Raw genomic sequence first — 22,184 nt, 5'->3', positions numbered from 1 at the left:
CCTTATCGTGCCGCGACAAGCGAAAGGCTGGGGAAGCCAGGAAGATGGAATTCTGGGGAGCGCCTGCTCGCAGCCAGCCGATTTCCGGCCATTTCACGTCGAACATCGGGCAGGATTTCGCCGGCAGTGCGGACAGATCGGACCGTCGTCGTCAGTCCGCACCACGCCGGACCAGTGTCGCCGCCTTGTCTCAACCCCGCCCCTCCATTATATCCAGCCAAGCCTCCAGCGAAGCGCTGGATGTAGCGCTATCTCTTCATAAGGCGCAAAACATCAACTTGCACCACGAAATTTACAAACCCTATGACAAGCTCACCGTCTGAAGCCGCGCTGTTGCGCGAAGCAACTTTTGATCTGCTGCGCGGCGTGAACGCCTATACGCGCAGCCCCCTCATGAAAGGCCTGGCAGGCGTCGTGAGCCGTCATCCCGAGGCAGAGATCAGCGTCGCCTTCAACCACAAGCAGGTCGCCTGCAAAATGTGGGCGCGGGACGCGGTTTTCGAGACACTCGGCGGCGAGATCGGCTCTATCCTCATCCTCGGCGGATGGTATGGCGTTCTGGCGGCCATGTTTTTCGATGATTCGCGCTTCGACATCGACAGAATCGCGAGCGTCGATATCGACGGGAATGTCGGCGCGGTGGCCCAAACCTTGAACGCCGCCTGGATTGACCGGTTCAGCGCCATCACCGCAGATATGTATGCCCTGCCGTATCACGATCACAAGGCCGACCTGGTGGTCAACACCAGTTGCGAACATATCGCCGATCTCAGGGCTTGGCTCGATCTTCTGCCCAAAGGAACACGGGTGCTATTGCAATCGAACGATTATTTCAGCGAGCCGACCCATATCAGTTGCGTCGCCTCGCTTGAGGCCTTCAGGGAGCAAGCCCTCCTATCCCGCGTCTTGTACGCCGGATCGCTGCCGCAGAAGAAATATACGCGGTTCATGCTAATCGGTGAGGTGTGAAGACCGCATTCAGCTGCGCTTTTCCAACAGATCGCGGAGAATGGCTCCCGTTTTATGCGCGCCTTCCAGATCGAGATCCGGCAAATCGCCCGGCGGCGCGGCAAGCGCAGTCTCAATAGCCGCCCGCATCGTGTCGACGTTGAGTTCGGCTTCCGTCAGCATCAGGGCGCGCCCGCGCACATGAAGACGCTCGGCTCTTGCGGTCTGCTCGGTCTCCCCTCCGGCGGTGAAGGGAATGAGCAGTGAGCGAACGCCTGCGCGCAACACGTCGCAGACCGTATTGTAGCCGGCCTGGGACACGGACAATTTCGCGCCGGTCAAGAGACTGGGAAAGTCCTTGCGGAACCTGAAGACCTCGACATTGGCTGTAGCGCGGCCCGAAAGCTCCACAAAATCCGCCTCGGGAAGATTGGGGCCGGCAATGATACACCAACGTAGATCATGCGACAGCAGCGCACTCGCCCCCACGGCCGCCTTGACGAGGTCCATTCCGACCGCGCCGCCGCCTGCGGAAACGACGATGTCGAAAATCTCGGAAGCGGGCGCGGGCGGTGGAGCGGCGACGAGACCCGTATAGACGATCTTATCGGCGATCTCGGCCTGGAGCGGAAAACTGTCTTCCAGCCGCGCGAACCGCGCATCGCCGTGCACCAACACCGCGTCGAAATACCGGTTGATAAGCGCCACGGTCTCGTCATTGGCGCCTGGCTTGGACCGCTCTTGCAGAAGATCGCGTATCGACGCGAGAACAAGCGGCTTTTTCGAGGATGACAAGGCGTGTTCAAGAAGAGGGAGAAGCTCGAAGCGCACCTGCCGTCGCCCAAATGGAAAAGCTTCGGTGATCAGAACATCCGGAGCAAAGTCGCGAAAGGCCGCCAAAAGCACGTCGCGGCGTCGGGCCTTGAAATCATCGTCGACGGGGCGTCCATCCGAGTCGACCAGCCCCGAAAACCCCTTGTCGCCAGTGGCGATCGCCGGAAGCGCCACATGGCGGATCTCGGATGGCGGAAAACCTGGCACAGGCATGCCGCCGGTAACCATGGTCACATCGAAGCCGTCGGCTGCCAGCGCGCCGGCAATACGGCTTGCGCGCGCCAGATGCCCGATGCCGAGAAGATGCTGGACATAAAACATCACCCGGAGACGGTCACCGTGAAACGTAGCCTGTGTCATCAAGAAGCCTTCCACGCACTCTCGAACAGGGCCGAGAGCTGGGTGATGCTGGTATGAAAATCGAAACGGCTGCGGACCTTATGCTCGGCCGACGCTCCCAGCCGATGGCGAAGGGCGGGATCGCGAATCGCCTGTTCCAACGCAAGCGTGAGCGCTTGTGGGTCTTCGGGCGGCGTCAGAAATCCATTTTCACCGTCTGACAACAGTTCCGGCACGCCTGATATCGAGGTCGAAACGCAGACCAGACCCTGGCTCGACGCCTCCACCAGCACATTGGGCAATCCATCCCGGTCCCCGTCGCTGGTAATGCGGCAGGCGAGCGCGAAAATGTCGGAAGTCCTGTAGGCCGAGAGCACATCGGTCTGATCGAGTGCACCGCGCCAGACCATCCGATCCGCAATTCCAGCCCGCTCCGCCTGCGCTTTCAAGCCGGTCAGCTTGTCGCCATCGCCGATATGATCGAAGCGCCAATGCAGGTCTTTCGGCAGGCGGCTCAGCGCCTCGATCAGGATGTCGAAGCCCTTCTTTTCCACCGCGCGGCCGACGCTGAGGATGCGCACCGGGTCGGACGGATCTGAGCCGTCCCTCAATGGCCTCGGCAGGTCGTTCTGCCCGAACCGGGCGAGATCGAGCCCGTGATAGCTGAGATGCACCTCGCCTTTCGGACCAGCGAGTTGGCTGAGATGCGCATGCCCGCTTTCCGTGCAGGTTACGGTCCAGCGGTTCGCAGCGAGCTTGTCCTTCAGCTCCCAGTCCGGCGACGTCCAGATGTCCTTGGCGTGAGCCGAACAGGTCCAGGGAATGCCGGTGATCAGACTGGCGTACTGAGCAACCGAAGCCGGCGTATGGATGAAATGCGCATGCAGCCAGGAAAACCCTTCGGGCCATTCTGCGGAGAGAACTGCAGCCTGTCCAAAACGGCGAAAGCGGTTGCGGCTCATGTCGCGGGGCAGGTCACGCAGAAAGGCGGTGAGCGCTTTAAAAAAGCCGGGCTTGCCGAGGCTCGCGAAAAAACCTTTTGCGACCCTGAAAGGCTCTTCATGCAGATATTCTGGCAGATAGACCACCGGCGCGCGGATTTCGTCATGAACCGGATGGCGCTTCTTGTCCGTGGGGCGGCGCATGGCCACAAGCGCCAAATCGAAACCCGCCTGTTCCAGGCCCAACAGTTCCTGCGCGATGAAAGTCTCCGACAGGCGTGGGTAGCCTTTCAGGATGACGACGATTTTCCGACGGTCCATGACGCCTCGATGTTTTCAGAAGCCGTTGCGGCAGGCCTTAACCCATCGCAGCGTCCGCGTCACCCTTTCACCAGCATCAGCCGGTTGGTCTGGCGGCGGTCGTAGATGCGCCCGACGAGTTCGGAAATGCGCGGCAGGCCTTCCAGACGCAGCCCGGCCTGGGCGCGTTTCGACGGCGCCGGCTGAGACGGCAGCATCTTGAGCTTGGCGGCGAGCAGCAGCGGATCTTCGGCCTGTTCGGGCAGAAGCATGTCGACGAGCCCAAGCTCGCTGGCCCGTTGAGCGCGGATCAACTGCTCCTCGCGCGGCTGCACACGCGGCACGATCAGCGCAGGCTTGTCGAAGGACAGGATCTCGCAATAGGTGTTGTAGCCGCCCATGGCCACCACAGCCTTGGCGCCCGCCACCAGCTCCTCCATGCGATTGTCGAATTCAATCACTTCGAGATAGGGAACGGAGCGGCCCTTGCGGATCAACTTGCGGCGCTTCTTGGCCGGCATATAGGGGCCGAGCACCATCAGCGCGCGATGCGTCAGTTCCGGATCCTGCTGATAGGCGTGAATGACATTGTGGACGAGTTCGGCGCCGTCGCCGCCGCCGCCCGTGGTCACCAGGATATAGTCGCCTTCAGGCTTGTGGCCTGGCAATTCTTCCTTGGGCACGTTGCGCTGCAGGAAACCGACGAAATTCATCTTCCGGCGCATTGAATCGGGCACATCAAGTTCGACAAGCGGGTCATAGAAGTCTGGCGGACCATAGACCCAGATCTCGTCGTAATATTTGGCGATTTTCGGCAGCGCCTGCTTGCGCTCCCACTCCGCCTGCAGAAGTCGGGGTGAATCCATCACCTCGCGAAGACCGAGGACAAGGGTTGTTCCACGGGATTTCAGGAACGCCAACGTTTCCTCGACCTCGCCTTCGAGCCCCATCGGCTCCTTGTCAACGATGAAGATATCTGGCTGAAAAGTCTCTGCGGTGTGGCGGATGATCGATTTGCGCATCTGCAGCGTATCGTGCAGATCCATGTGTTGGTCCATGGACTCATATTGACCGTTGCGCAGCTTGATCACGCTCGGGATTTTCACGAAGTCGACCCGGGCGCGATAGTCGAAAGCCCCGGCAATCGTCGCGCCGGAGATGATCAGCACCTGCAGACCACGATAATCCTCAACCAGCGAATGGGCGATCGTCCGGCATCGCCTCAGGTGACCAAGGCCGAACGTATCATGGCTGTACATCAGGATGCGGGCGTCTTCGAGGCGGCGGGTCATGCTGCGGCGCCCAATTTGGCAAACGCGACTGTTCTGCGGGCGTCACTCTTCCACATGTCGAACTCACCTCATTTATAGGGATCGGCGGCGTCACGCAGACCGTCGCCAAGGAAGTTGAACGCCAGTATCACCAGCATCACAGGGATAATAGGAAATAGCAGCCACGGATAAAAGGCTATCACGCTCACACTTTTCGCTTCTGTGAGCAGAATTCCCCAACTTGTGATCGGAGGGCGCAGGCCGAGCCCGAGAAAACTCAGAGCCGTCTCGCCGAGAATCATGCCCGGAACGGACATGGTGGCCGTGGCGATCAGATGCGACATGAAACCCGGCACCAGATGCCGCCCGATGATGCGGCTGCTTTTTGCGCCCATCAATTGCGCGGCCAGCACGTAATCTTCCTCTCGAAGCGACAGGAGCTTCGATCGGACAGCGCGAGCAAGCCCGGTCCAGTCAAGAAGGCCCAATATGGCCGTGATGCCGAGATAAATCAGCATGGGGCTCCAGGTTACCGGCATGATGGCCGCAAGCGCCATCCATAGTGGTATGCTAGGGATGGATTGCAACACTTCGATGATGCGCTGCACCACGAGATCGAAAATACCGCCGAGATAGCCCGCCCAGCCGCCGATGATCACGCCGAGAGTGAAGCTGATGGCGATGCCGATGAGGCCAATGGTGAGCGAGATGCGCGCGCCATAGATGATGCGCGAGAGCACGTCTCGACCAAGCCGATCGGTGCCCAAAAGGAACATCTGGCCGCCCTTGGCCGGGCAGACGAGATGCGTATTGCTGTCGAACAGCCCCCAGAAGCGATAGGAATCTCCCCGGCAAAAAAAGCGCAAAGGCTGCACCTGGTCCGGAATTTCGGTGTAGACGCGCCGCAGAGTGTCCATGTCGAGCGTCATCTGGCGTCCATAGACAAAAGGCCCGACAAAATCGCCATTGTGGAAAAGATGCACGGCCTGCGGCGGCGCATGGATGAAATCTGGGTGGCGGGAGTGAAGATTGTAGGGCGCCAGGAACTCGGCGATCATGATGATGAAGTAGAAAACCACCAGGAAGACGCCTGAAATCACCGCCAATCGGTGACGGCGGAATTTCCACCACATCAACTGCAGTTGCGACGCCTTGTTGTAGCGGCTTTGTTCGGCGGTGTCCTGCTCGACCGAATAGGGATCGAAGGGAGCCTCGGAAACATAATGGCCAAGCGGCGCGCCCGGTTCGGGAAGATAGGATGTCATTTGGTGCTCCCGCCCTGAAGACGAATGCGGGGGTCGAGGAACGCGAGCGCGATATCGGAGATCAGCACGCCGATGACGGTCAGGAATGCAAGGAACATCAGGAATGAGCCGGCAAGATACATGTCCTGGCTCTGCAGCGCCTTGATCAGCATCGGGCCCGTGGTCTCCAAGGACAACACGATGGCGGTGATCTCGGCGCCGGAAATGATCGCCGGCAGGATCGAGCCGATATCGGAGATGAAGAAGTTGAGCGCCATGCGCAGCGGATATTTGACCAACGCCCTGAACGGATGCATGCCCTTGGCGCGCGCCGTCACCACATATTGCTTCTGCAACTCATCGAGAAGATTGGCGCGCAGCTTGCGGATCATGCTCGCGGTGCCCGCCGTGCCGATGATCAGAACGGGGATCCAGAGATGCTCCAGCACCGACTTGAACTTCTCCCAGCTCATCGGTTCGCCGAGATATTTCTGGTCCATGAGGTGACCGACCGAAGTGCCGAACCAGATATTGGCGAAATACATCAGGATCAGCGCCAGCATGAAGTTCGGGATCGCAAGCCCCAGCAGACCCAAAAGGGTCAGGCCATAATCGGACCAGCTATACTGATGCGTGGCGGAATAAATGCCGATCGGAAAGGCGATCAGCCAGGTCAGGAGAATTGTGCAGAACGACACCAGCACGGTCAGCCACAAGCGGTCGCCGACCACGTCCGACACCGGCAGCTGATATTCGAAGGAATAGCCGAAATCGCCCTGCAGCATGCCGGCGACCCAGTGGAAGTAGCGGAGCACCGGCGGCTGGTCGAAGCCGTATTCAGCCCGGAGTTCCTCGATCTCCTGCATGTCGACGGCTTCGCCCTGGGCCTGGATTTCAGCCACATAACTTTCGAAATAGTCGCCGGGAGGCAGTTCGATGATGGTGAAGATCAGCGCGGAGATGATCACCAGAGTCGGGATCATCACAAGGAAGCGCCAGGCGATGTAACGCAGCATGGTCAGGCTTCCTCCTGGTACCAGAACGTGTCCGGCATATAGACGCCGAGATAGCAGGTCGGATCAAAGCCGAACAGGCCCTTGTCCGGCATGTTCCGCAGACGAGACGAGCGCATCATCGGCTGCAACGCCGAATTGACAATGCCGATGGAAAATACCTGGTCGGAATAGATCGACAGCATCTCATCCCAAATCCGTCGCCGCTCCTCCGTGGCGCTTGCATGTCGCCATTGGCCGAGCAGGTCGACAAGCTTTTGCGCCTCTGGAATTTCAGGCGGTTTGCCTTCCATGCCGTTGGACAGGTAATAGCTGCCCCAGAGCGGCCATTGCAGTTGCTCGTCGGAGGTCGGCGCGAGCTGGCCCGGATTCATGTCCGGCGTCGGCACGCCATTGTCGAGTCCCGACCAGACCGACATCATGATCGTTCCGCTGATGGCGCGGCTGCGGAAAACGTCGCGTTGAGACGTCTTGATAAAGAGAGAGACGCCGATTTCGCGCCAGTGATCGGTGATCAGCTCCAGAAGATCGGTTTCCAGGGTGCTTTCACCTGAGGTCTCGACGACGATCTGCAACGGGCGACCATCGGGCAGCAGGCGCAAGCCGTCATCGTCGCGCCCGGTCAGACCGATCTCGTCGAGCAGCTTGTTGGCGCCTGCGGGATCGAAAGTTGCCCAGGCCGTCTTGAGTTCGGGCCTGAACAGCGGACTTTCCGGCAGCACCGTGTCGGCGCTCTCCGCGGCCAGGCCATAGAAGACCACCTTGTTGATCTCGGTGCGGTCGATGGAGAGCGAAAGCGCCCGGCGGAAGCGAACGTCGCGCATCAGAGCCTGCCAGGCGGGATCGGCGGTGTTGAGGTTCGGCAGCAGCGCGACCTGCGAACCTGTCGTCCGCTTCCACAGCGACACTTTCACCGGATAGCGTTTCTCCGCATCCTTCATGAAGGCGTAGTCGGTGAAATCGAGCCCGCGGAATTGCAGGTCGGCTTCACCTGCGCCGGTCTTGGCGGCGATAATGTCGTTGGCGCTCACGCTTAGAATCATCCGATCGATATAGGGCAGTTGCAGCCCGTTCTCGTCGACGCGGTGGAAATAGGGATTGCGCTCGAACACGAACTGCTCGGATGGCGGCGCGGTGGTGTTGCGCCATGGATCGAGCGTCGGCAGATCGGGATTTTCAGGCCTATAGCTGCGTGACATCTTGATGTGCAGATCGACCCATTTCTTGGCCTTATATTCTTTCATCAGCGAACTCAGGCGGAACTCGTCCTGATAGCGCTTGTGAAACTGCTTCATATAGGCCGCCGGCATGACCATCACCAACGGCTGCGGCCCGGCGATGCGGGGCAGGAAATCGGGATTGGGCAATTTCCACGTATAGCGGACCGTATACGCGTCGAGCACCTCGAAACCGGGTCCTTCACCATCGACAAGCAACTCGCGCGGCAGGCCGCCGCGCTTGAGGTCCTTGTCCATATAGACGTCTTGCCAGGTATAGCGGAAATCCTCCGAGGTCAGCAGCGACCCATCGGACCAGCGATGCCCCTCGCGGATTTTGAAGGTGAAGACGCGATCCTCGATCGATTCAAAACTTTCGAGAATGTCCGGTTGCAGCGCCAGGTTCTCATCATAGCCGACCAGACGGGCATAGCCGTTGATCGTCATCAGGCGAATGTCTTTCTGGCTGCCTATAATGCTGCGCACCGTGCCGCCATAGACGCCAGGCTGGCGGCCCATCGCGGCGAGATTGATCACGCGCGGATGGCGGGGAAGCCGCATCTGCACCGGGTCGAGCGAACCGGCCAGCAAACGGTCCTCGAAGAATTTCGCTTCTCGCGTCGCCGCCTCGCTCCCGACCGGAAGGAGCGTCGCGGCCATAGCGCCCAGGAATGTCCGCCTGTCCATCATGGGCGCAACTCCCGCGCATCGACAGTCTGCCGCGCGAGAACGAAATGGCCGTCGCCGAGATCGGCCGGCGCAAGCGCATGCTCATCAGCCTCTTCGCGGAATTGCGGACTCCAGCTCTTTTGATCGGATGCGCCATTGGCGAGCAGCGTGGTGAAATCCAGGGGCCGGTCGAGATCCGGAAACGGCACCGCCGCCAGAAGCGACTTCGTATAGGGATGCGCGGGCTCGCGCATCAGCTTGTGGCGCGGGGCGATTTCGACGAGCCGTCCCTTACACATCACCGCGATGCGATCCGCCATATAATCGATGACGGCGAGATTGTGCGAGATGAAGATATAGGTGAGCGACAGTTCAGACTGCAGATCCTTGAGAAGATTGAGGATCTGCGCCTGCACCGACACATCGAGCGCCGAGACCGGCTCGTCGCAGATCACCAGTTCCGGCCGGAGCGCGAGCGCGCGGGCTATGCCCACACGTTGCCTTTGTCCGCCCGACAGTCCGTGAGGATAGCGGTTGAGGTGGCGTTTTTCCAGACCGACCGCCTCGATGAGAGCCGCGACTTTCGCGGCGCGCATCTCCGCATCGCCGCGCTTATGAATTTCCAGCGGCTCGGACACCACATTCTGGATCGTCATGCGTGGGGACAGCGACGACACCGGATCCTGGAACACCATCTGGATCTTGGTGCGCAATGCGGCGAGCCCACCGCCTTCGGCCGAAAGCACGTCGATATCGCGGCCATCGGCGCCGTTGAACGTAACAGTGCCCGCGTCAGGCGTCACCGCGCGCATCAGGATCTTGCTGAGCGTGGTCTTGCCGCAACCACTTTCACCAACAAGGCCGAGACATTCGCCGCGCCTCACATCGAAGCTCACGTCACGCACGGCGGGCGTCGTGTTTGTCTCCGCCTTGCGTGACCAGATGGAGCGCCCTTTGCTGAATGTCTTGGACACATTGCGAACGCTCAGGATTACATCGGATGCATGAGCCGAAACCGCCTCCCCTTGCCCGACGAGCGACTGTACGTTGACCTTGGCTTCGCGCAGCGACTTTAGCCGCTGTCCCGGCTCCATGTCGAAATGCGGCACCGCCGCCATTAGCGCCTTTAGATAGGGATGGGACGGCGAGCGGAATATCTCCTCGACCGGACCGGCCTCCATGATCTCGCCGTGATAGATCACCACCACGTCGTCGGCGACATTGGCGACGACGCCGAGATCATGGGTGATCAGCAGAATCGCCATGCCAAGTTTGGCCTGCAAATCCTTGAGCAACTTGAGAATTTGCGCCTGGATCGTCACATCGAGCGCGGTGGTCGGCTCGTCAGCGATCAGCAGCGACGGGCGGCAGATCAACGCCATGGCGATCATCGCTCGCTGTCGCATGCCGCCAGAGAGTTCGAACGGATACATGCCGAAAGCGCGGACGGGGTCGGCAAAGCCGACCAATCCCAACATCTCTTCCGTCCGTTGCCTACGCTCGTCGGCGGACATGGCCTCGTGGATGGCGAGAACTTCGGATATCTGGTTGCCGATCGTGTGCAGCGGCGACAGCGACGTCATCGGCTCCTGAAAAATCATCGCCATGCGGTTGCCGCGCAGCGCGCGAATATCGCGCCCGTCACGCGGCAGACCGACGATATTGATCGGCCCTTGTGCACAGAGTTGATCATTGAACAGGATCTTGCCAGAAGCGGATGCAATAGACGGCAGGATTCCCATCACGGCCTGGCTGATCACCGATTTTCCAGAACCCGATTCGCCGACCAACGCCGTGATCTTTCCCGGCGACACCCGCAAAGCCGCCTTCTTGACGACATCGAACTTCCCCCCAAGCAGAGAGAAGGAAATGCTCAGGTCCTCGATCCTGAGGAGATCCCGTCCAAGGCTCATTCCACTATTTCCCCTTCGCGCCCTCGGCGCTCTTCTTCTTTTTGAAAAAGAGGCTAACGCATGACCAGGGATGCGTCTATGCGCCGTTCACAATATTTTTATGAAGCTCCGCCGAACATTACTTGATTGCGGCGCACAAAGCCTTGTCGCGCAATACATCTCGACAATCGGGCGAGCGGCGGAAATCATCGTAATACAGCGACCAGACGCCGTCGCGCGCAGCGCGATAGGGGCCGAACTTGAAATACTGGTTGGGGCCGAGTCCCTTGCCCTGATGCCCGATCCGACCCTTGATCGTCGCCACCCAGACCTTGTTGGCGAATATCTCGATATGACCGTCTCCATTCGGACCCGGCTTGCTGAGAACAGCGAAATCGATCCAGCCGGAGGAGGGTTTCGGCAATTCTCCGCGCGAAGTCACTTGGATCGCAGTCGTGCAGCTCGCAAATTCGCCGCCATCCTCGGGGCTCCAGGCGGCGTCCCCGGCCACGAAAGCGCGCATCTGCTTGACCTTGGGCCGCAACCACACCGGGGTTCCGCCAGATGGGCAGGCGTTCTGGACATTGCCAGCGCCAGTCGTCGCACCCTCGTCGAATAGATCGGTCTCGACGGTGATGAACAATTTGCCATTGCGCATGCGGAACGCCAGGAACGGGCTGTAATCGCCTTCCGCATCCGCCTCGATCTCGCGTTTCCACTGGGCGATCAGATAGCGGTGATCGTCATCGGGAATGGGCTCTGCGAACTTGACGGCGAAACCGAACCAGACCGGGCTTTCATAGGGTGCGCGAAGCTCCGGCTTTTCCCAGATTTCGGCGCGCTCGCTACAACCTTCTTCTGCGGCATTGCAAAGCGGGCGCACGGACAGTTTCAACGCCCCCTTGCCCTCAAAGACGTCCGCGCCCTGAAACTCCACCGATCCGGCTCGCTGCTCGGCATTGTCTTTATAATAGAGCCCCCCTTCGGGAGAGAAGTCCTGACCCTCGAACCGATCCTCAAGACGGGTATTCAACGGATCGGCAGGCACGGGCGCGGCGGCCAACAAGGACATCAACACCCCCGACATCAGGACACGAAACATTTTGGCACTCTCACTCTCAGGTCCAGTCGCAACCGCGAGGCCGCGCTTCACGAGTCCTTACTATAATCGGAAACCGGAGAGGCGCCAGATCTTGCCCTTCACAACACTGAGAAGGCGAAGTAAGCGCGACGCAAACCACCAGCGCGCGGTCAATCTGAGCTTTCGCCCCCGCGACTAGCGACCGATGGCCTCCTTCAAAATCGCGGCGAAGCGGGGCTCGAAGGCGCGGCCGATGGGTTCGGCGGCGGCGCCGAGCGCGACGGCCCAGGGGTCAAACATGCCGGCCTTCAGCCGCGGCGCCATCCGATCGCGGCGCTCGGCGTTCGAGGGAAGCAGCGGCTCGATGGCGGCTATCAGCCGGCTGGCGAGCGCCGGCGGCGCGCCGCCGGAGATAACGATCGATTGCGGGTCGAACACCGTCTCGATCAGATGCACAGCCCAGCGAAGATCGCGCGCTGCGGCGTCGATCCAAGCCAGCAGAGCCGGGTCATCCACTTCGACCAATCGCGTGATGATGTCGTGTAAATCGCCGGCCGCGGGATCGAGCCCCAACGCCTGATAGAGCGAGGCGAGCGACGCCCTGTGTTCGAGCGGCGTCAGGCGCCCTCCGTCGGAAAACAGCGCCATGCCGATTTCGCCAGCATTGCCATGGGCGCCGCTATAAAGTTCGCCGCCGAGAATGAGGCCAGCGCCGATGCCGTAACCGAGATAGAGGCAGACGGCGTGATCCAAACCATGCGCGGCGCCCACCATGCGTTCGGCGGTGGCGCAGGCGGCGGCGTCGTTCTGCAGCGCCACGTCGAGGCCAGTCCCGGCGGCGAGCGTCTCCAAGAGCGGAAAGGCCTGCCAGGCCCCCATCATCCAGGGATCGTCGGCGGCAGGCTCAAGTCCGAAAGGACCCGGCATCGCCACGCCGAGACCCGCCAGCCGGCTTTCGGCCTCCGGCCGGAGCGCCCTAAGCTCGCGTCGCGTCTGCTCAATGAGGTCGAGAATGACGCGCACGCCGCGCGCCGGCCCGTCAGGCGGCAGCGCCGCCTCGGATCGCACCAAAACATTGCCGACGAGGTCCACGGCGATCGCCCGCGTCATATGCCGGTCAATCTGCAGGCCGATGGCGAAAGCGCCCTCCGGCACCAGACTATAGGGCGTCGACGGCTGGCCGCGCCCCTTGCGCACCACATCTTCCGACATCACGAGGCCATCAAGTTCGAGCGCTTCGATCAGGTTGGAGATCGTCTGCTTCGTCAGCCGCGTCGCTCGCGCCAGATCGGCGCGCGACAGTTGCCCGTTCAGCCGGAGCGCGTCGATGATTACGCGCTTGTTGTGAGCGCCCGCGCCTTCCTGATTGGTGCCGCTTTTGGCGCGGATCGTTCTGAGATCATGCATGCGAAATACCCTCTTGACACCCATAGAATATTCCACAAGGATTAAGTCAAGATGTTTGACTTAATAAGGAACCGAAGAGTTCCGGGGAACGCGAAAGCGCCACGCAAGCGCCGCGACGCTCCACATCCGACGGGTCCTCGGACCCTTTCGCACACCGCTTCGACCCGAGGGCCGCAGCGGACATCAAGCGTAGCCACTCACTGGAGGCAGACATGTTGAAATCCCTGACAATGACCCTTATGGGCGCAGCCGCAATCGGCGCGGCCTTCGCATCGCAGGCGTTCGCCGAAACCAAGATCAATGCGCTGTTCATGGCGCAGGCCGCCTATAGCGAAGCCGATGTGCGCGCGATGACCGAGGCCTTCACCAAGGCCAATCCCGAGATTTCGGTTAATCTCGAATTCGTCCCCTATGAAGGCCTGCACGACAAGACCGTGCTCGCCCAGGGCTCCGGCGGCGGCTATGACGTCGTGCTGTTCGACGTGATCTGGCCGGCCGAATACGCCTCCAACAATGTGCTGGTCGACGTCTCCTCCCGCATCACCGACGACATGAAGAAGGGCGTGCTGCCGGGCGCCTGGACCACCGTGCAGTATGACGGCAAGTCCTACGGCATGCCCTGGATCCTCGACACCAAATATCTGTTCTACAACAAGGAAATCCTGGAAAAGGCCGGCATAAAGACCCCGCCGAAGACCTGGGACGAATTGAAGGAACAGGCTAAGCTCATCCAGGACAAGGGTCTCTTGAAGACCCCGGTCGCCTGGTCCTGGTCGCAGGCTGAAGCCGCGATCTGCGATTACACGACGCTGGTCAGCGCCTATAAGGGCGACTTTATCAAGGACGGCAAGCCGGTCTTCGATCAGGGCGGCGCGCTCGACGCGCTGAAATACATGGTCGACAGCTACACGTCCGGCCTCACCAATCCGAACTCCAAGGAATTCCTCGAAGAGGATGTCCGCAAGGTGTTCCAGAATGGTGACGCGGCCTTCGCGCTCAACTGGACCTATATGTACAACATGGCCAACGACCCCAAGGACAGCAAGGTTGCCGGCAAGGTCGGCGTCGTGCCAGCTCCGGGCGTCGCGGGCAAAAGCGACGTCTCCGCCGTCAACGGCTCCATGGGCCTCGGCGTGACCACCGCCAGCAAGCATCCGGACGAAGCCTGGAAATACATTGCCTTCATGACCTCGCAGCCGGTGCAGAACCAGTACGCCAAGCTGAGCCTGCCGATCTGGGCGTCGTCCTATGACGATCCCGCCGTCACCAAGGGTCAGGAAGAGCTGATCGCGGCTGCAAAACTGGGCCTCGCCGCCATGTATCCGCGTCCGACCACGCCGAAATATCAGGAAATGTCGACCGCGCTGCAGCAGGCGATCCAGGAAGCGCTGCTCGGCCAGTCCTCTGCCGAAGACGCGCTGAAATCTGCCGTCGAAAATTCAGGGCTCTAAGCCCGACCTGCGGGCGGCCCGGCGCCGCCCGCCTTTTTTAAGACCATCCAATCACAAAAATTCGAGAGGACACGATGTCCAGCACCTGGCTCACGACCCGGGCATGGCTTCTCATGCTTCCGCTGCTCGCGGTGATGATCGCCGTGATCGGTTGGCCGATGATCGACACGGTCAGGCTGTCTTTCACCGACGCCAAGCTCGTGGGCGCGCCGGGCCATTTTGTCGGGCTCGACAATTACGTGAAGATGCTCTCGAGCTCCAATTTCCGCCGAACACTAGTGACCACTACCTGGTTTGCGGTGATCTCAGTGACGGCGGAGATGGTGCTCGGCGTGCTCGCCGCCCTGCTTCTCAATCAGCAATTCTATGGCCGCACGCTGCTGCGCGCGCTGATGATCCTGCCCTGGGCGCTGCCGACCATCGTCAACGCCACGCTGTGGCGGCTGATCTACAATCCCGAATATGGCGCGCTCAACGCCGCCCTCACCCAGATCGGCCTGATCTCAGACTATCGCTCCTGGCTCGGCGAACCCGGCGCGGCTATGGCGGCGCTGATCGTCGCCGACTGCTGGAAGAATTTTCCGCTCGTGGCGCTCATCGCGCTCGCCGCCCTCCAGGCCGTCCCACGCGACATCATTTCAGCCTCGTTGGTCGATGGCGCCAGCGCCTGGAAGCGCTTCCGCTTCGTGATCCTGCCCTATCTCGCCGGCCCGCTGATGGTGGCGCTGGTGCTGCGGACGATCGAGGCCTTCAAGGTGTTCGACATCATCTGGGTCATGACCCGCGGCGGCCCGGCCAATTCCACCCGCACGCTGTCGATCCTCGTCTATCAGGAAGCCTTTTCCTTCCAGCGCGCGGGATCGGGCGCCTCTCTCGCCCTCATCGTCACGCTGATCGTCACCCTGCTCGCGCTCGCCTATGGCGCGCTGGTGCGCAAGACCGCCGGGAGCGCCGCCTGATGGAACGCCAGAGCCCGCTTTTCTCGATCTTCATCCATCTCGCTGCGCTGCTGCTCGCGCTCGTGATTCTAGCGCCGCTCGCCTGGCTGTTCATCATGAGCATCGCGCCCGCCGCCGATCTCGCCGCCAAGCCTCTGAAATGGTGGCCGTCGGAGATGGATTTCTCCCGCTACGCCACGCTTCTGTCGACCATCGAAAACAGCGCCGGCGCGGCCTTCACCTCGTCGCTGCGCAACAGCCTGATGATCTCCAGCATGGCGACGATCGCCGCAATACTGCTCGCCATTCCGGCCGGCTGGGCGGTGTCGCGCACGCCCTCGGTCGGCTGGTCGCTGACACTGGTGATCGGCACCTATATGCTGCCGCCGGTGGCGCTCGCCGTGCCGCTCTATATGGCGCTCGCCCTTTTCGGCATGCTCAACAATGTCTTCGGTCTGGCGTTGGTCTATCTCACCATCCTTGCGCCCTTCACCACCTGGCTGATGAAATCCGGCTTCGACGGCATTCCGCGCGAACTGGAATCGGCGGCGATGATCGATGGCGCGAGCCTGTTCCAGACCCTGCGCATCGTCACCTTGCCCTTGGCGATGCCGGTGATGGCGACGTCAGCGCTGTTCGCCTTCCTGCTCGCCTGGGACGAATTCTTCTATGCGCTGCTGTTCACCTCCGACCAGCGCGCCAAGACGCTCACCGTGGCCATCGCCGATCTCGCCGGCGGCCGCGTCTCCGATTACGGGCTCATTGCCGCAGCCGGGGTGCTCGCCGCATTGCCGCCGGTCGCCGTGGGTCTTCTGATGCAAAGAGCCCTGATTTCAGGCCTCACCAGTGGCGGCGTGAAGGGATGATCATGACTGAGGACAACCCACGTCCGGAAGGACTACTCGCCATCGACCGCGAAATGGCCCGCCAGCATGCGGACGCAATCGCTTCTTACGAGGCTGCCCATGACGGCGCAACCGCCATCGCCGCGTCGTTGAAGAAAACCGGCAAGCTTCTGCTGCTCGGCATGGGCGGCTCCCATGCCGTCAGCCGCGCGGTCGAGCCGCTTTACCGCGCCCTCGGCATCGACGCCCTGGCCATCCCGCTGTCCGAGCAACTCGGCGCGCCGCTGTCGCTTGACGGTAAGACCGTCATCGTCACCTCGCAGTCGGGCGAAAGCGCCGAAGTCGTCCGCTGGTTCAACGAGACTGGCGCGAGCGCCGACACGTTCGGCCTGACGCTGGAAGCCGGCTCCTTCCTCGCCGGCGCGGCGCCGAGCCTCATTGGCGCCGGCGGCACCGAACGCGCCTTCGCCGCAACCCGCAGCCTCACCATCACCTTTGCGCTGCATCTCGCCGTGCTCGAAGCAATGGGCGATGATCCCTCCGCCGCACTCGTCGCGCTCAATGCGCCCGAAAATCCGGACATAACGCCCGCGCTCGCCGCTTTTTCGAACGTTAAGACCGTAGTAACCTCGGGTCGCAGGCTCCAGGGCGTCGCCGAAGCGCTGGCGCTTGGCCTCACGGAATTGTCGCGTCTTCCCTGCTTCTCGCTCGAAGGCGGTCAATTGCGCCACGGTCCGATGGAAATGCTTTCGCCCGCAACAGGCGTCGCGCTGTTGCGCGGCCGTGACGCCACATCCGATCTGGTGACGGCCATGGCGATATCGGTGAGCGCCACGGGAGCGCCGCTGGTGATCTTCGACGCCTCGGGCGAAGCCTCGGTCGAGGGCGCCATAACCATTCCATTCAAGCCAGCGAGCGGCATGGCTGCCATTTTCGCGATGCTGCCGACAGCCCAGCGCCTGATGGTCGCCTTTGCCGAGGCGCGCGTGCCCGATGCCGGCACGCCCGTCCGCTCGTCCAAAATCACCCGGAGCGAATGAATGAAGCCGCTTGCCGTCATCGGTAACGTCAATGTCGATCTGATCATGGGTCCCGCCGCGCCCTGGCCGCAGCCGGGAACCGAGATCATCGTCGACCACAACGAATTGCGCGTCGGCGGCGCCGCGGGCAACACCGCGCTCGCCTGGATGGCGCTCGGCACCTCCTTCACCATCGCAGCCAATATCGGCGACGACCAGTTCGGCCGCTGGCTGCAAGGGGAATTCGGCGCCCATGGCGCGGCCTGGCCCGCCCGTCCCGAGGGCACGACGATCTCGGTGGGCATTACCCATCCCGATGGCGAGCGCACCTTCTTCACCACCAAGGGTCATTTGCCGCATTTCAGCTTTACAGACACGCGGACGATGCTCGAAGCGGCGGCTTTCGCAGGCGGCTATGCCCTGCTCTGCGGCTCCTTCCTCACCGATGTGCTGACCCGCGATTACGACGCGCTGTTCGATTGGCTGGATGCCAGAGGCGTCGACGCCGCCCTCGACACCGGCTGGCCGCTCGATGGCTGGACGGACGCCAATTGCGCCGCGACGCGCGCCTGGCTTGGTCGCTGCCGCCTGGCGCTGATGAACGAAATCGAGACCACCACGCTGATCGGCGTCGCTGATCCTATAGAGGCCGCGCGCGCGCTGAAAACCATCATGCCTGATGGCGCGATCGTCGTGGTCAAGCGCGGCCCGGAGGGAGCGATCGCGATCGGCCCCGACGGCGCTCTGCATACTGCATCCGCCCCGAAAGTCGAGGTCATCGACACGATCGGCGCCGGCGACGTCTTCAACGCCGGCTTTCTCGCCGCACTCGCCCGGGAGGAACCATTGACCGCCTGTCTTGAGGCGGGCGTCGCTATTGCCTCGCGCGCGGTCTCGACATTCCCGCGCCGTTACGAACCCGCCCAGCAAGGAGACGCCGCATGAGCGCGCTCACCATCGACAGTATCCGCAAGAATTATGGCGACGTCGAAACGCTGAAGGGCATCGACATCGCGCTGGAGAGCGGCGAGTTCCTTGTGCTCCTGGGCTCCTCGGGCTGCGGAAAATCGACGCTGCTGAACATCATTGCGGGCCTGGCGGAGCCGACCAGCGGCGATGTGCGCATTGCCGAGCGCTCGGTCGTGGGCGTGCATCCCAAGGATCGCGACATCGCCATGGTGTTCCAATCCTATGCGCTCTATCCCAATCTGACTGTGGCGCGGAACATCGGCTTCGGACTGGAAATGCGCAAGGTCCCTGCCGCTGAACGCGACAAGGCCGTGCGCGAGGCCGCCCGCCTGCTGCAGATCGAAAACCTGCTCGACCGCAAGCCAAGCCAGCTGTCGGGCGGGCAACGCCAGCGCGTGGCCATCGGCCGCGCGCTGGTCCGTCATCCCAAGGTCTTCCTGTTCGACGAACCGCTGTCCAATCTCGACGCCAAGCTGCGCATGGAAATGCGCACCGAACTCAAGCGCCTGCACCAGATGATGAAGACCACCGTCGTCTATGTGACGCATGACCAGATCGAGGCGATGACGCTCGCCACCCGGATTGCGGTGATGCGCAACGGCCGGATCGAACAGCTCGACACGCCCGAAGCGATCTACAACCGTCCCGCCACGCTCTATGTCGCGACCTTCGTCGGCGCGCCGCCGATGAACCTGCTCAACGCCCGGCGCAGCGCCGACGGCCTGACGATCGACGGATCGGAGATAGAGCTGCCTCTGCCTCCCGGCGCAGAAGTAATTCCAGCGGGCATGCCCGTCGTCCTCGGCGTCCGGCCGGAAGCCCTGAAACCCGGCGGCGACGGCGCGCGCCTGCCCGTGACGATCGAGGTGACGGAATTGACCGGACCAGAGGTCATCCTGACCGGCGCTGTCGGCGGCCAGCGCGTGCTCGCCTCCGCTCCGCCATACAGCCGCGTCCAGCCGGGCGAGACAATAGATCTCACCGCCCCGCTCGCCGCGCTGCATCTTTTCGATCCGGAAAGCGGATTGCGGCTCAACTGACCGCCGCCGTCCCTTCTGACGAAAAGGTTTGTAAACGGCCATTTCGGAAGACTTGGAGCATGGCGATCGGACAAACCGGGATCTCCGGGGGCGGAAAGGAGCCGGACTTCGCCCCCGTCTTAACGGTCCCCGAGCCCATAGCCTTCACGAAGCTGTGTTTCCCCCTCTTGCTTGACACTCCCCGCCGCCAGGCCTCTATAAGGCGACAATGCATCAGACCAAGAGAGCCGTCTTGCCCGAAACCGTGTCCTCCTTTTCCGCCCTGTCCGAGAAGATCGCCTCGAAATCCGCCATGGTCGGCGTGATCGGCCTTGGCTATGTCGGCCTGCCCCTAGCCATGGCCATCGCCAATGGCGGTTTCGGCGTCACCGGCTTCGACATCGACGCGGACAAGATCGTGCGGATTGAAGCCGGCTCCTCCTATATCGAGGCGGTGGCGGACGAGACGCTTTCCGTCCACGTCTCTTCGGGCGCGTTTGCGGCAACCACGGATTTTGCGCGCCTCGGAGCGTGCGACGTCATCGTCATCTGTGTGCCAACGCCACTCACCAAGCATCGCGCCCCGGATCTCTCCTATATCGTCAAGACGACCGAAGCGATCGCCGCGACATTACGCAAGGGACAGATGATCGTTCTCGAATCGACCACCTATCCCGGAACCACCGATGAGGTGGTGCGGCCGATCCTCGAAAAAGCCGGCCTGAAATCCGCAGGCGATTTCTTCCTCGGCTTCTCGCCGGAACGCGAGGATCCCGGCAACCGCAATTTCCGCACCGCGAGCATCCCGAAAATCGTCGCTGGCGACGGCGCCGAGGCGTCAGACCTGATGCAGGCCTTCTATGGCGCGGTGGTGGAGAAGGTGGTGCCGGTCTCGTCCACGGCGGCGGCCGAAGCGGTCAAGATCACCGAAAACGTATTTCGCGCCGTCAACATCGCGCTGGTGAACGAACTCAAGGTCGTCTACGACGCCATGGGCATCGATATCTGGGAAGTGGTGGATGCGGCCAAGACAAAACCCTTCGGCTATATGCCCTTCTATCCCGGTCCGGGCCTTGGCGGGCATTGCATCCCCATCGACCCGTTCTATCTCACCTGGAAGTCGCATGAATATGAGCTTCCCACCCGCTTCATCGAACTCGCCGGCGAGATCAATTCCTCCATGCCGCGCTATGTCGTGGATCGTCTGGCCGAAGCCTTGGACATGAAACTTGGCCGCGCGCTGAGCCGTTGCCGTGTGCTGGTGCTCGGCCTCGCCTACAAGAAGAACGTGCCCGATATCCGCGAAAGCCCTTCGTTGAAGCTGATCGAACTGATTGAGGCGCGTGGCGGCGAAACCGCCTTCCATGATCCGCATGTCGCAGCCATTCCCGCCACGCGCGAATATCTCTGCTTCAAGGGTCGCACCTCGACGCCGCTAACGGAAGACATCGTCCGCAGTTTCGATGCGGTGCTCTTGGCGACGGACCATGACAACGTCGATTACAAAGCGATTGCCGAATGGGCGCCGCTGATCGTCGACACCCGCAACGTCTTCGGTCGGCTCGGAATTGCCGCCGGGCACATCGTCAAGGCGTAAGCGCCGACGCTTTCAGATGCTCGGCGGCGCGGGCGTAGCCGCCCGCCGCGCCATCGATGAAATGAATGTGGTCGCGCTCAAGCGCGGTCAACACGAAACAGGTCATCAGCGCCGCATCCTGCTTGCTGACGCCATAGCGGCACACTCCCTTGGCGGACGCATCCCGCAACAACGTCTCGATGTCCGCAAGACGGGCGGCGTCGATATCAACGGTCATCTTCAGACCGTCGTCGAATTTGCGGAAATCGCTGTTATCGGCCACGTCGCGGCGATACGCGACGGGATCGAAACGTCCCATCCTGATTTTCAGCCTGATCAGCGAGAAGGCGAGAATGGTGGCGGCCAAGGCCTTCAGGTAACGTTTCACTCTGCCAGTTCGCGGCCCGGCGCGCCCTTCGATGAGCACGCCGCTGCCGGAAGCCTTGGGTTCCGGTCCTTCGGCTGGTACGGGATGGCCGCCCCGCTCCTCGCCGCCGGTGACCGCCACGATCGCCTCGATCAAGCGGGCGAAGGCCGGCATATCATCGGCGGGTCCAGGGACGGCGATGATCGACACGATCGCGCCATGGCGAGCCGGGATCGGGCTCCAGCGACAGGACAGTCCATCGAGATCCGGCGCGGCGCCGGACGGCGCGGGCTCGACGGCATATTCATTGTTCTTCATCCGGGCTTCCGCCCAACTCGCGCCGCCGCCGGCGAACATCGCGTAAGACGCGTGGTCGGAAACGCGAAAGCGCGCGACGCGGACATCAAGGCCGGCGTCTCGGACATCGCGCATCGGCACGAGCGCTGCGCGCATTTCAAGCCCCATCGCTTCCTTGGCCCAGGTCCGAAGTGCTGCCAACGCCTGGCGCGCCTGATCATGACCTGACGCCGGCAACGCCACGAGCGCGCCGTCGCCGCCGAACACGAAGGGCAGATCCTGATGACCAAGCGTATTGAGCACGCCGGATATCAGCGCGGCGCCCGCCATATTCACAGATTTGTAAGCGCCCGCCGCGATGGCTCCGGTGGAGTCGACGATGTCTCCGGTGGCAAGCCACCAATCATCAGGCAAAGGCCGGTAGTTATCGAGGTCGATCACGCCGGAAAACTGCGTGAAAACGGGAACATTGTCGTAGAACGGATCGGTGAGTTTCAAGGGCATTGCCAAGCCTAGCACGGCGGCTGCGGCAACGCGATGACAGTTT

General features: G+C 61.8%; 19 protein-coding genes. 9 read left to right on the top strand and 10 right to left on the bottom strand.

Features of this window, described 5'->3' with window-relative positions:
* Positions 1–44 precede the first annotated feature (44 nt).
* Entirely contained in the window at positions 45–323 is a 279-nt protein-coding gene (locus M2360_RS08630) for a hypothetical protein (protein WP_280774446.1), read from the top strand.
* Positions 304–969, top strand: coding sequence for a class I SAM-dependent methyltransferase (locus M2360_RS08625; protein WP_280774444.1), 666 nt, complete (start codon positions 304–306; stop codon positions 967–969). The genes M2360_RS08630 and M2360_RS08625 overlap by 20 nt, the downstream gene beginning before the upstream one ends.
* Before the next feature lie 9 nt (positions 970–978).
* Here M2360_RS08625 and M2360_RS08620 read toward each other — a convergent pair whose 3' ends face one another.
* The 9 genes from M2360_RS08620 to M2360_RS08580 form a co-directional block, all read right to left on the bottom strand.
* The gene (locus M2360_RS08620) at positions 979–2,142 is read right to left on the bottom strand and encodes a glycosyltransferase (protein WP_280774443.1); all 1,164 of its coding nucleotides are present in this window, start codon (positions 2,140–2,142) and stop codon (positions 979–981) included.
* Positions 2,142–3,383 carry a glycosyltransferase family 4 protein gene (locus tag M2360_RS08615; RefSeq protein WP_280774441.1) on the bottom strand — a complete coding sequence of 414 codons (1,242 nt, stop codon included), beginning with the start codon at positions 3,381–3,383 and terminating at the stop codon, positions 2,142–2,144. Before M2360_RS08615 ends, M2360_RS08620 begins: the two co-directional genes overlap by 1 nt.
* A gap of 59 nt (positions 3,384–3,442) precedes the next feature.
* On the bottom strand, positions 3,443–4,654 hold the full coding sequence (locus M2360_RS08610) for a glycosyltransferase family protein (RefSeq protein WP_280774439.1): 1,212 nt from the start codon (positions 4,652–4,654) through the stop codon (positions 3,443–3,445).
* 68 nt (positions 4,655–4,722) lie between these two features.
* Positions 4,723–5,898: an ABC transporter permease gene (locus M2360_RS08605; RefSeq protein ID WP_280774438.1), complete on the bottom strand. Its 1,176-nt coding sequence runs from the start codon at positions 5,896–5,898 to the stop codon at positions 4,723–4,725.
* The gene (locus M2360_RS08600; RefSeq protein ID WP_280774436.1) at positions 5,895–6,893 is read right to left on the bottom strand and encodes an ABC transporter permease; all 999 of its coding nucleotides are present in this window, start codon (positions 6,891–6,893) and stop codon (positions 5,895–5,897) included. The genes M2360_RS08605 and M2360_RS08600 overlap by 4 nt, the downstream gene beginning before the upstream one ends.
* 2 nt (positions 6,894–6,895) lie before the next feature.
* The gene (locus M2360_RS08595) at positions 6,896–8,797 is read right to left on the bottom strand and encodes an ABC transporter substrate-binding protein (RefSeq protein ID WP_280774434.1); all 1,902 of its coding nucleotides are present in this window, start codon (positions 8,795–8,797) and stop codon (positions 6,896–6,898) included.
* Complete coding sequence (locus tag M2360_RS08590) at positions 8,794–10,689, bottom strand: ABC transporter ATP-binding protein (protein ID WP_280774432.1); 1,896 nt, start codon at positions 10,687–10,689, stop codon at positions 8,794–8,796. The genes M2360_RS08595 and M2360_RS08590 overlap by 4 nt, the downstream gene beginning before the upstream one ends.
* Before the next feature lie 118 nt (positions 10,690–10,807).
* Positions 10,808–11,740 carry a polysaccharide lyase gene (locus M2360_RS08585; RefSeq protein WP_280774430.1) on the bottom strand — a complete coding sequence of 311 codons (933 nt, stop codon included), beginning with the start codon at positions 11,738–11,740 and terminating at the stop codon, positions 10,808–10,810.
* A gap of 204 nt (positions 11,741–11,944) precedes the next feature.
* A complete protein-coding gene (locus M2360_RS08580; RefSeq protein ID WP_280774429.1) occupies positions 11,945–13,156 on the bottom strand; it encodes an ROK family transcriptional regulator in 1,212 nt (403 codons plus the stop codon).
* Between the two features lie 212 nt (positions 13,157–13,368).
* Between M2360_RS08580 and M2360_RS08575 the strand changes: the two genes are divergently transcribed.
* From M2360_RS08575 to M2360_RS08545, 7 genes are all read left to right on the top strand, one after another.
* Complete coding sequence (locus M2360_RS08575) at positions 13,369–14,607, top strand: extracellular solute-binding protein (protein ID WP_280774427.1); 1,239 nt, start codon at positions 13,369–13,371, stop codon at positions 14,605–14,607.
* 74 nt (positions 14,608–14,681) lie between these two features.
* Positions 14,682–15,566 (top strand): sugar ABC transporter permease, encoded by an 885-nt coding sequence (locus M2360_RS08570; RefSeq protein WP_280774425.1) that lies wholly within the window; start codon positions 14,682–14,684, stop codon positions 15,564–15,566.
* Entirely contained in the window at positions 15,566–16,411 is an 846-nt protein-coding gene (locus tag M2360_RS08565) for a carbohydrate ABC transporter permease (RefSeq protein WP_280774423.1), read from the top strand. The genes M2360_RS08570 and M2360_RS08565 overlap by 1 nt, the downstream gene beginning before the upstream one ends.
* Positions 16,408–17,430 (top strand): SIS domain-containing protein, encoded by a 1,023-nt coding sequence (locus tag M2360_RS08560; RefSeq protein ID WP_280774421.1) that lies wholly within the window; start codon positions 16,408–16,410, stop codon positions 17,428–17,430. The genes M2360_RS08565 and M2360_RS08560 overlap by 4 nt, the downstream gene beginning before the upstream one ends.
* Positions 17,431–18,354, top strand: a complete 924-nt coding sequence (locus M2360_RS08555) for a PfkB family carbohydrate kinase (RefSeq protein WP_280774419.1) — start codon at positions 17,431–17,433, stop codon at positions 18,352–18,354.
* The gene (ugpC, locus tag M2360_RS08550) at positions 18,351–19,418 is read left to right on the top strand and encodes a sn-glycerol-3-phosphate ABC transporter ATP-binding protein UgpC (RefSeq protein ID WP_280774417.1); all 1,068 of its coding nucleotides are present in this window, start codon (positions 18,351–18,353) and stop codon (positions 19,416–19,418) included. The genes M2360_RS08555 and ugpC overlap by 4 nt, the downstream gene beginning before the upstream one ends.
* A 208-nt stretch (positions 19,419–19,626) precedes the next feature.
* Complete coding sequence (locus M2360_RS08545) at positions 19,627–20,994, top strand: nucleotide sugar dehydrogenase (protein WP_280774415.1); 1,368 nt, start codon at positions 19,627–19,629, stop codon at positions 20,992–20,994.
* Here M2360_RS08545 and M2360_RS08540 read toward each other — a convergent pair.
* On the bottom strand, positions 20,984–22,141 hold the full coding sequence (locus M2360_RS08540; protein ID WP_280774413.1) for a DUF3095 domain-containing protein: 1,158 nt from the start codon (positions 22,139–22,141) through the stop codon (positions 20,984–20,986). The genes M2360_RS08545 and M2360_RS08540 overlap by 11 nt on opposite strands.
* Between the last annotated feature and the right edge of the window lie 43 nt (positions 22,142–22,184).

The sequence above is a fragment of the Rhizobium sp. SG_E_25_P2 genome, assembly GCF_029892285.1.
Classification (GTDB): Bacteria; Pseudomonadota; Alphaproteobacteria; order Rhizobiales; family Rhizobiaceae; genus Rhizobium_E.
Note: the sequence above shows the minus strand (reverse complement) of the source record. Positions and strands in the feature narration are given on the sequence as shown.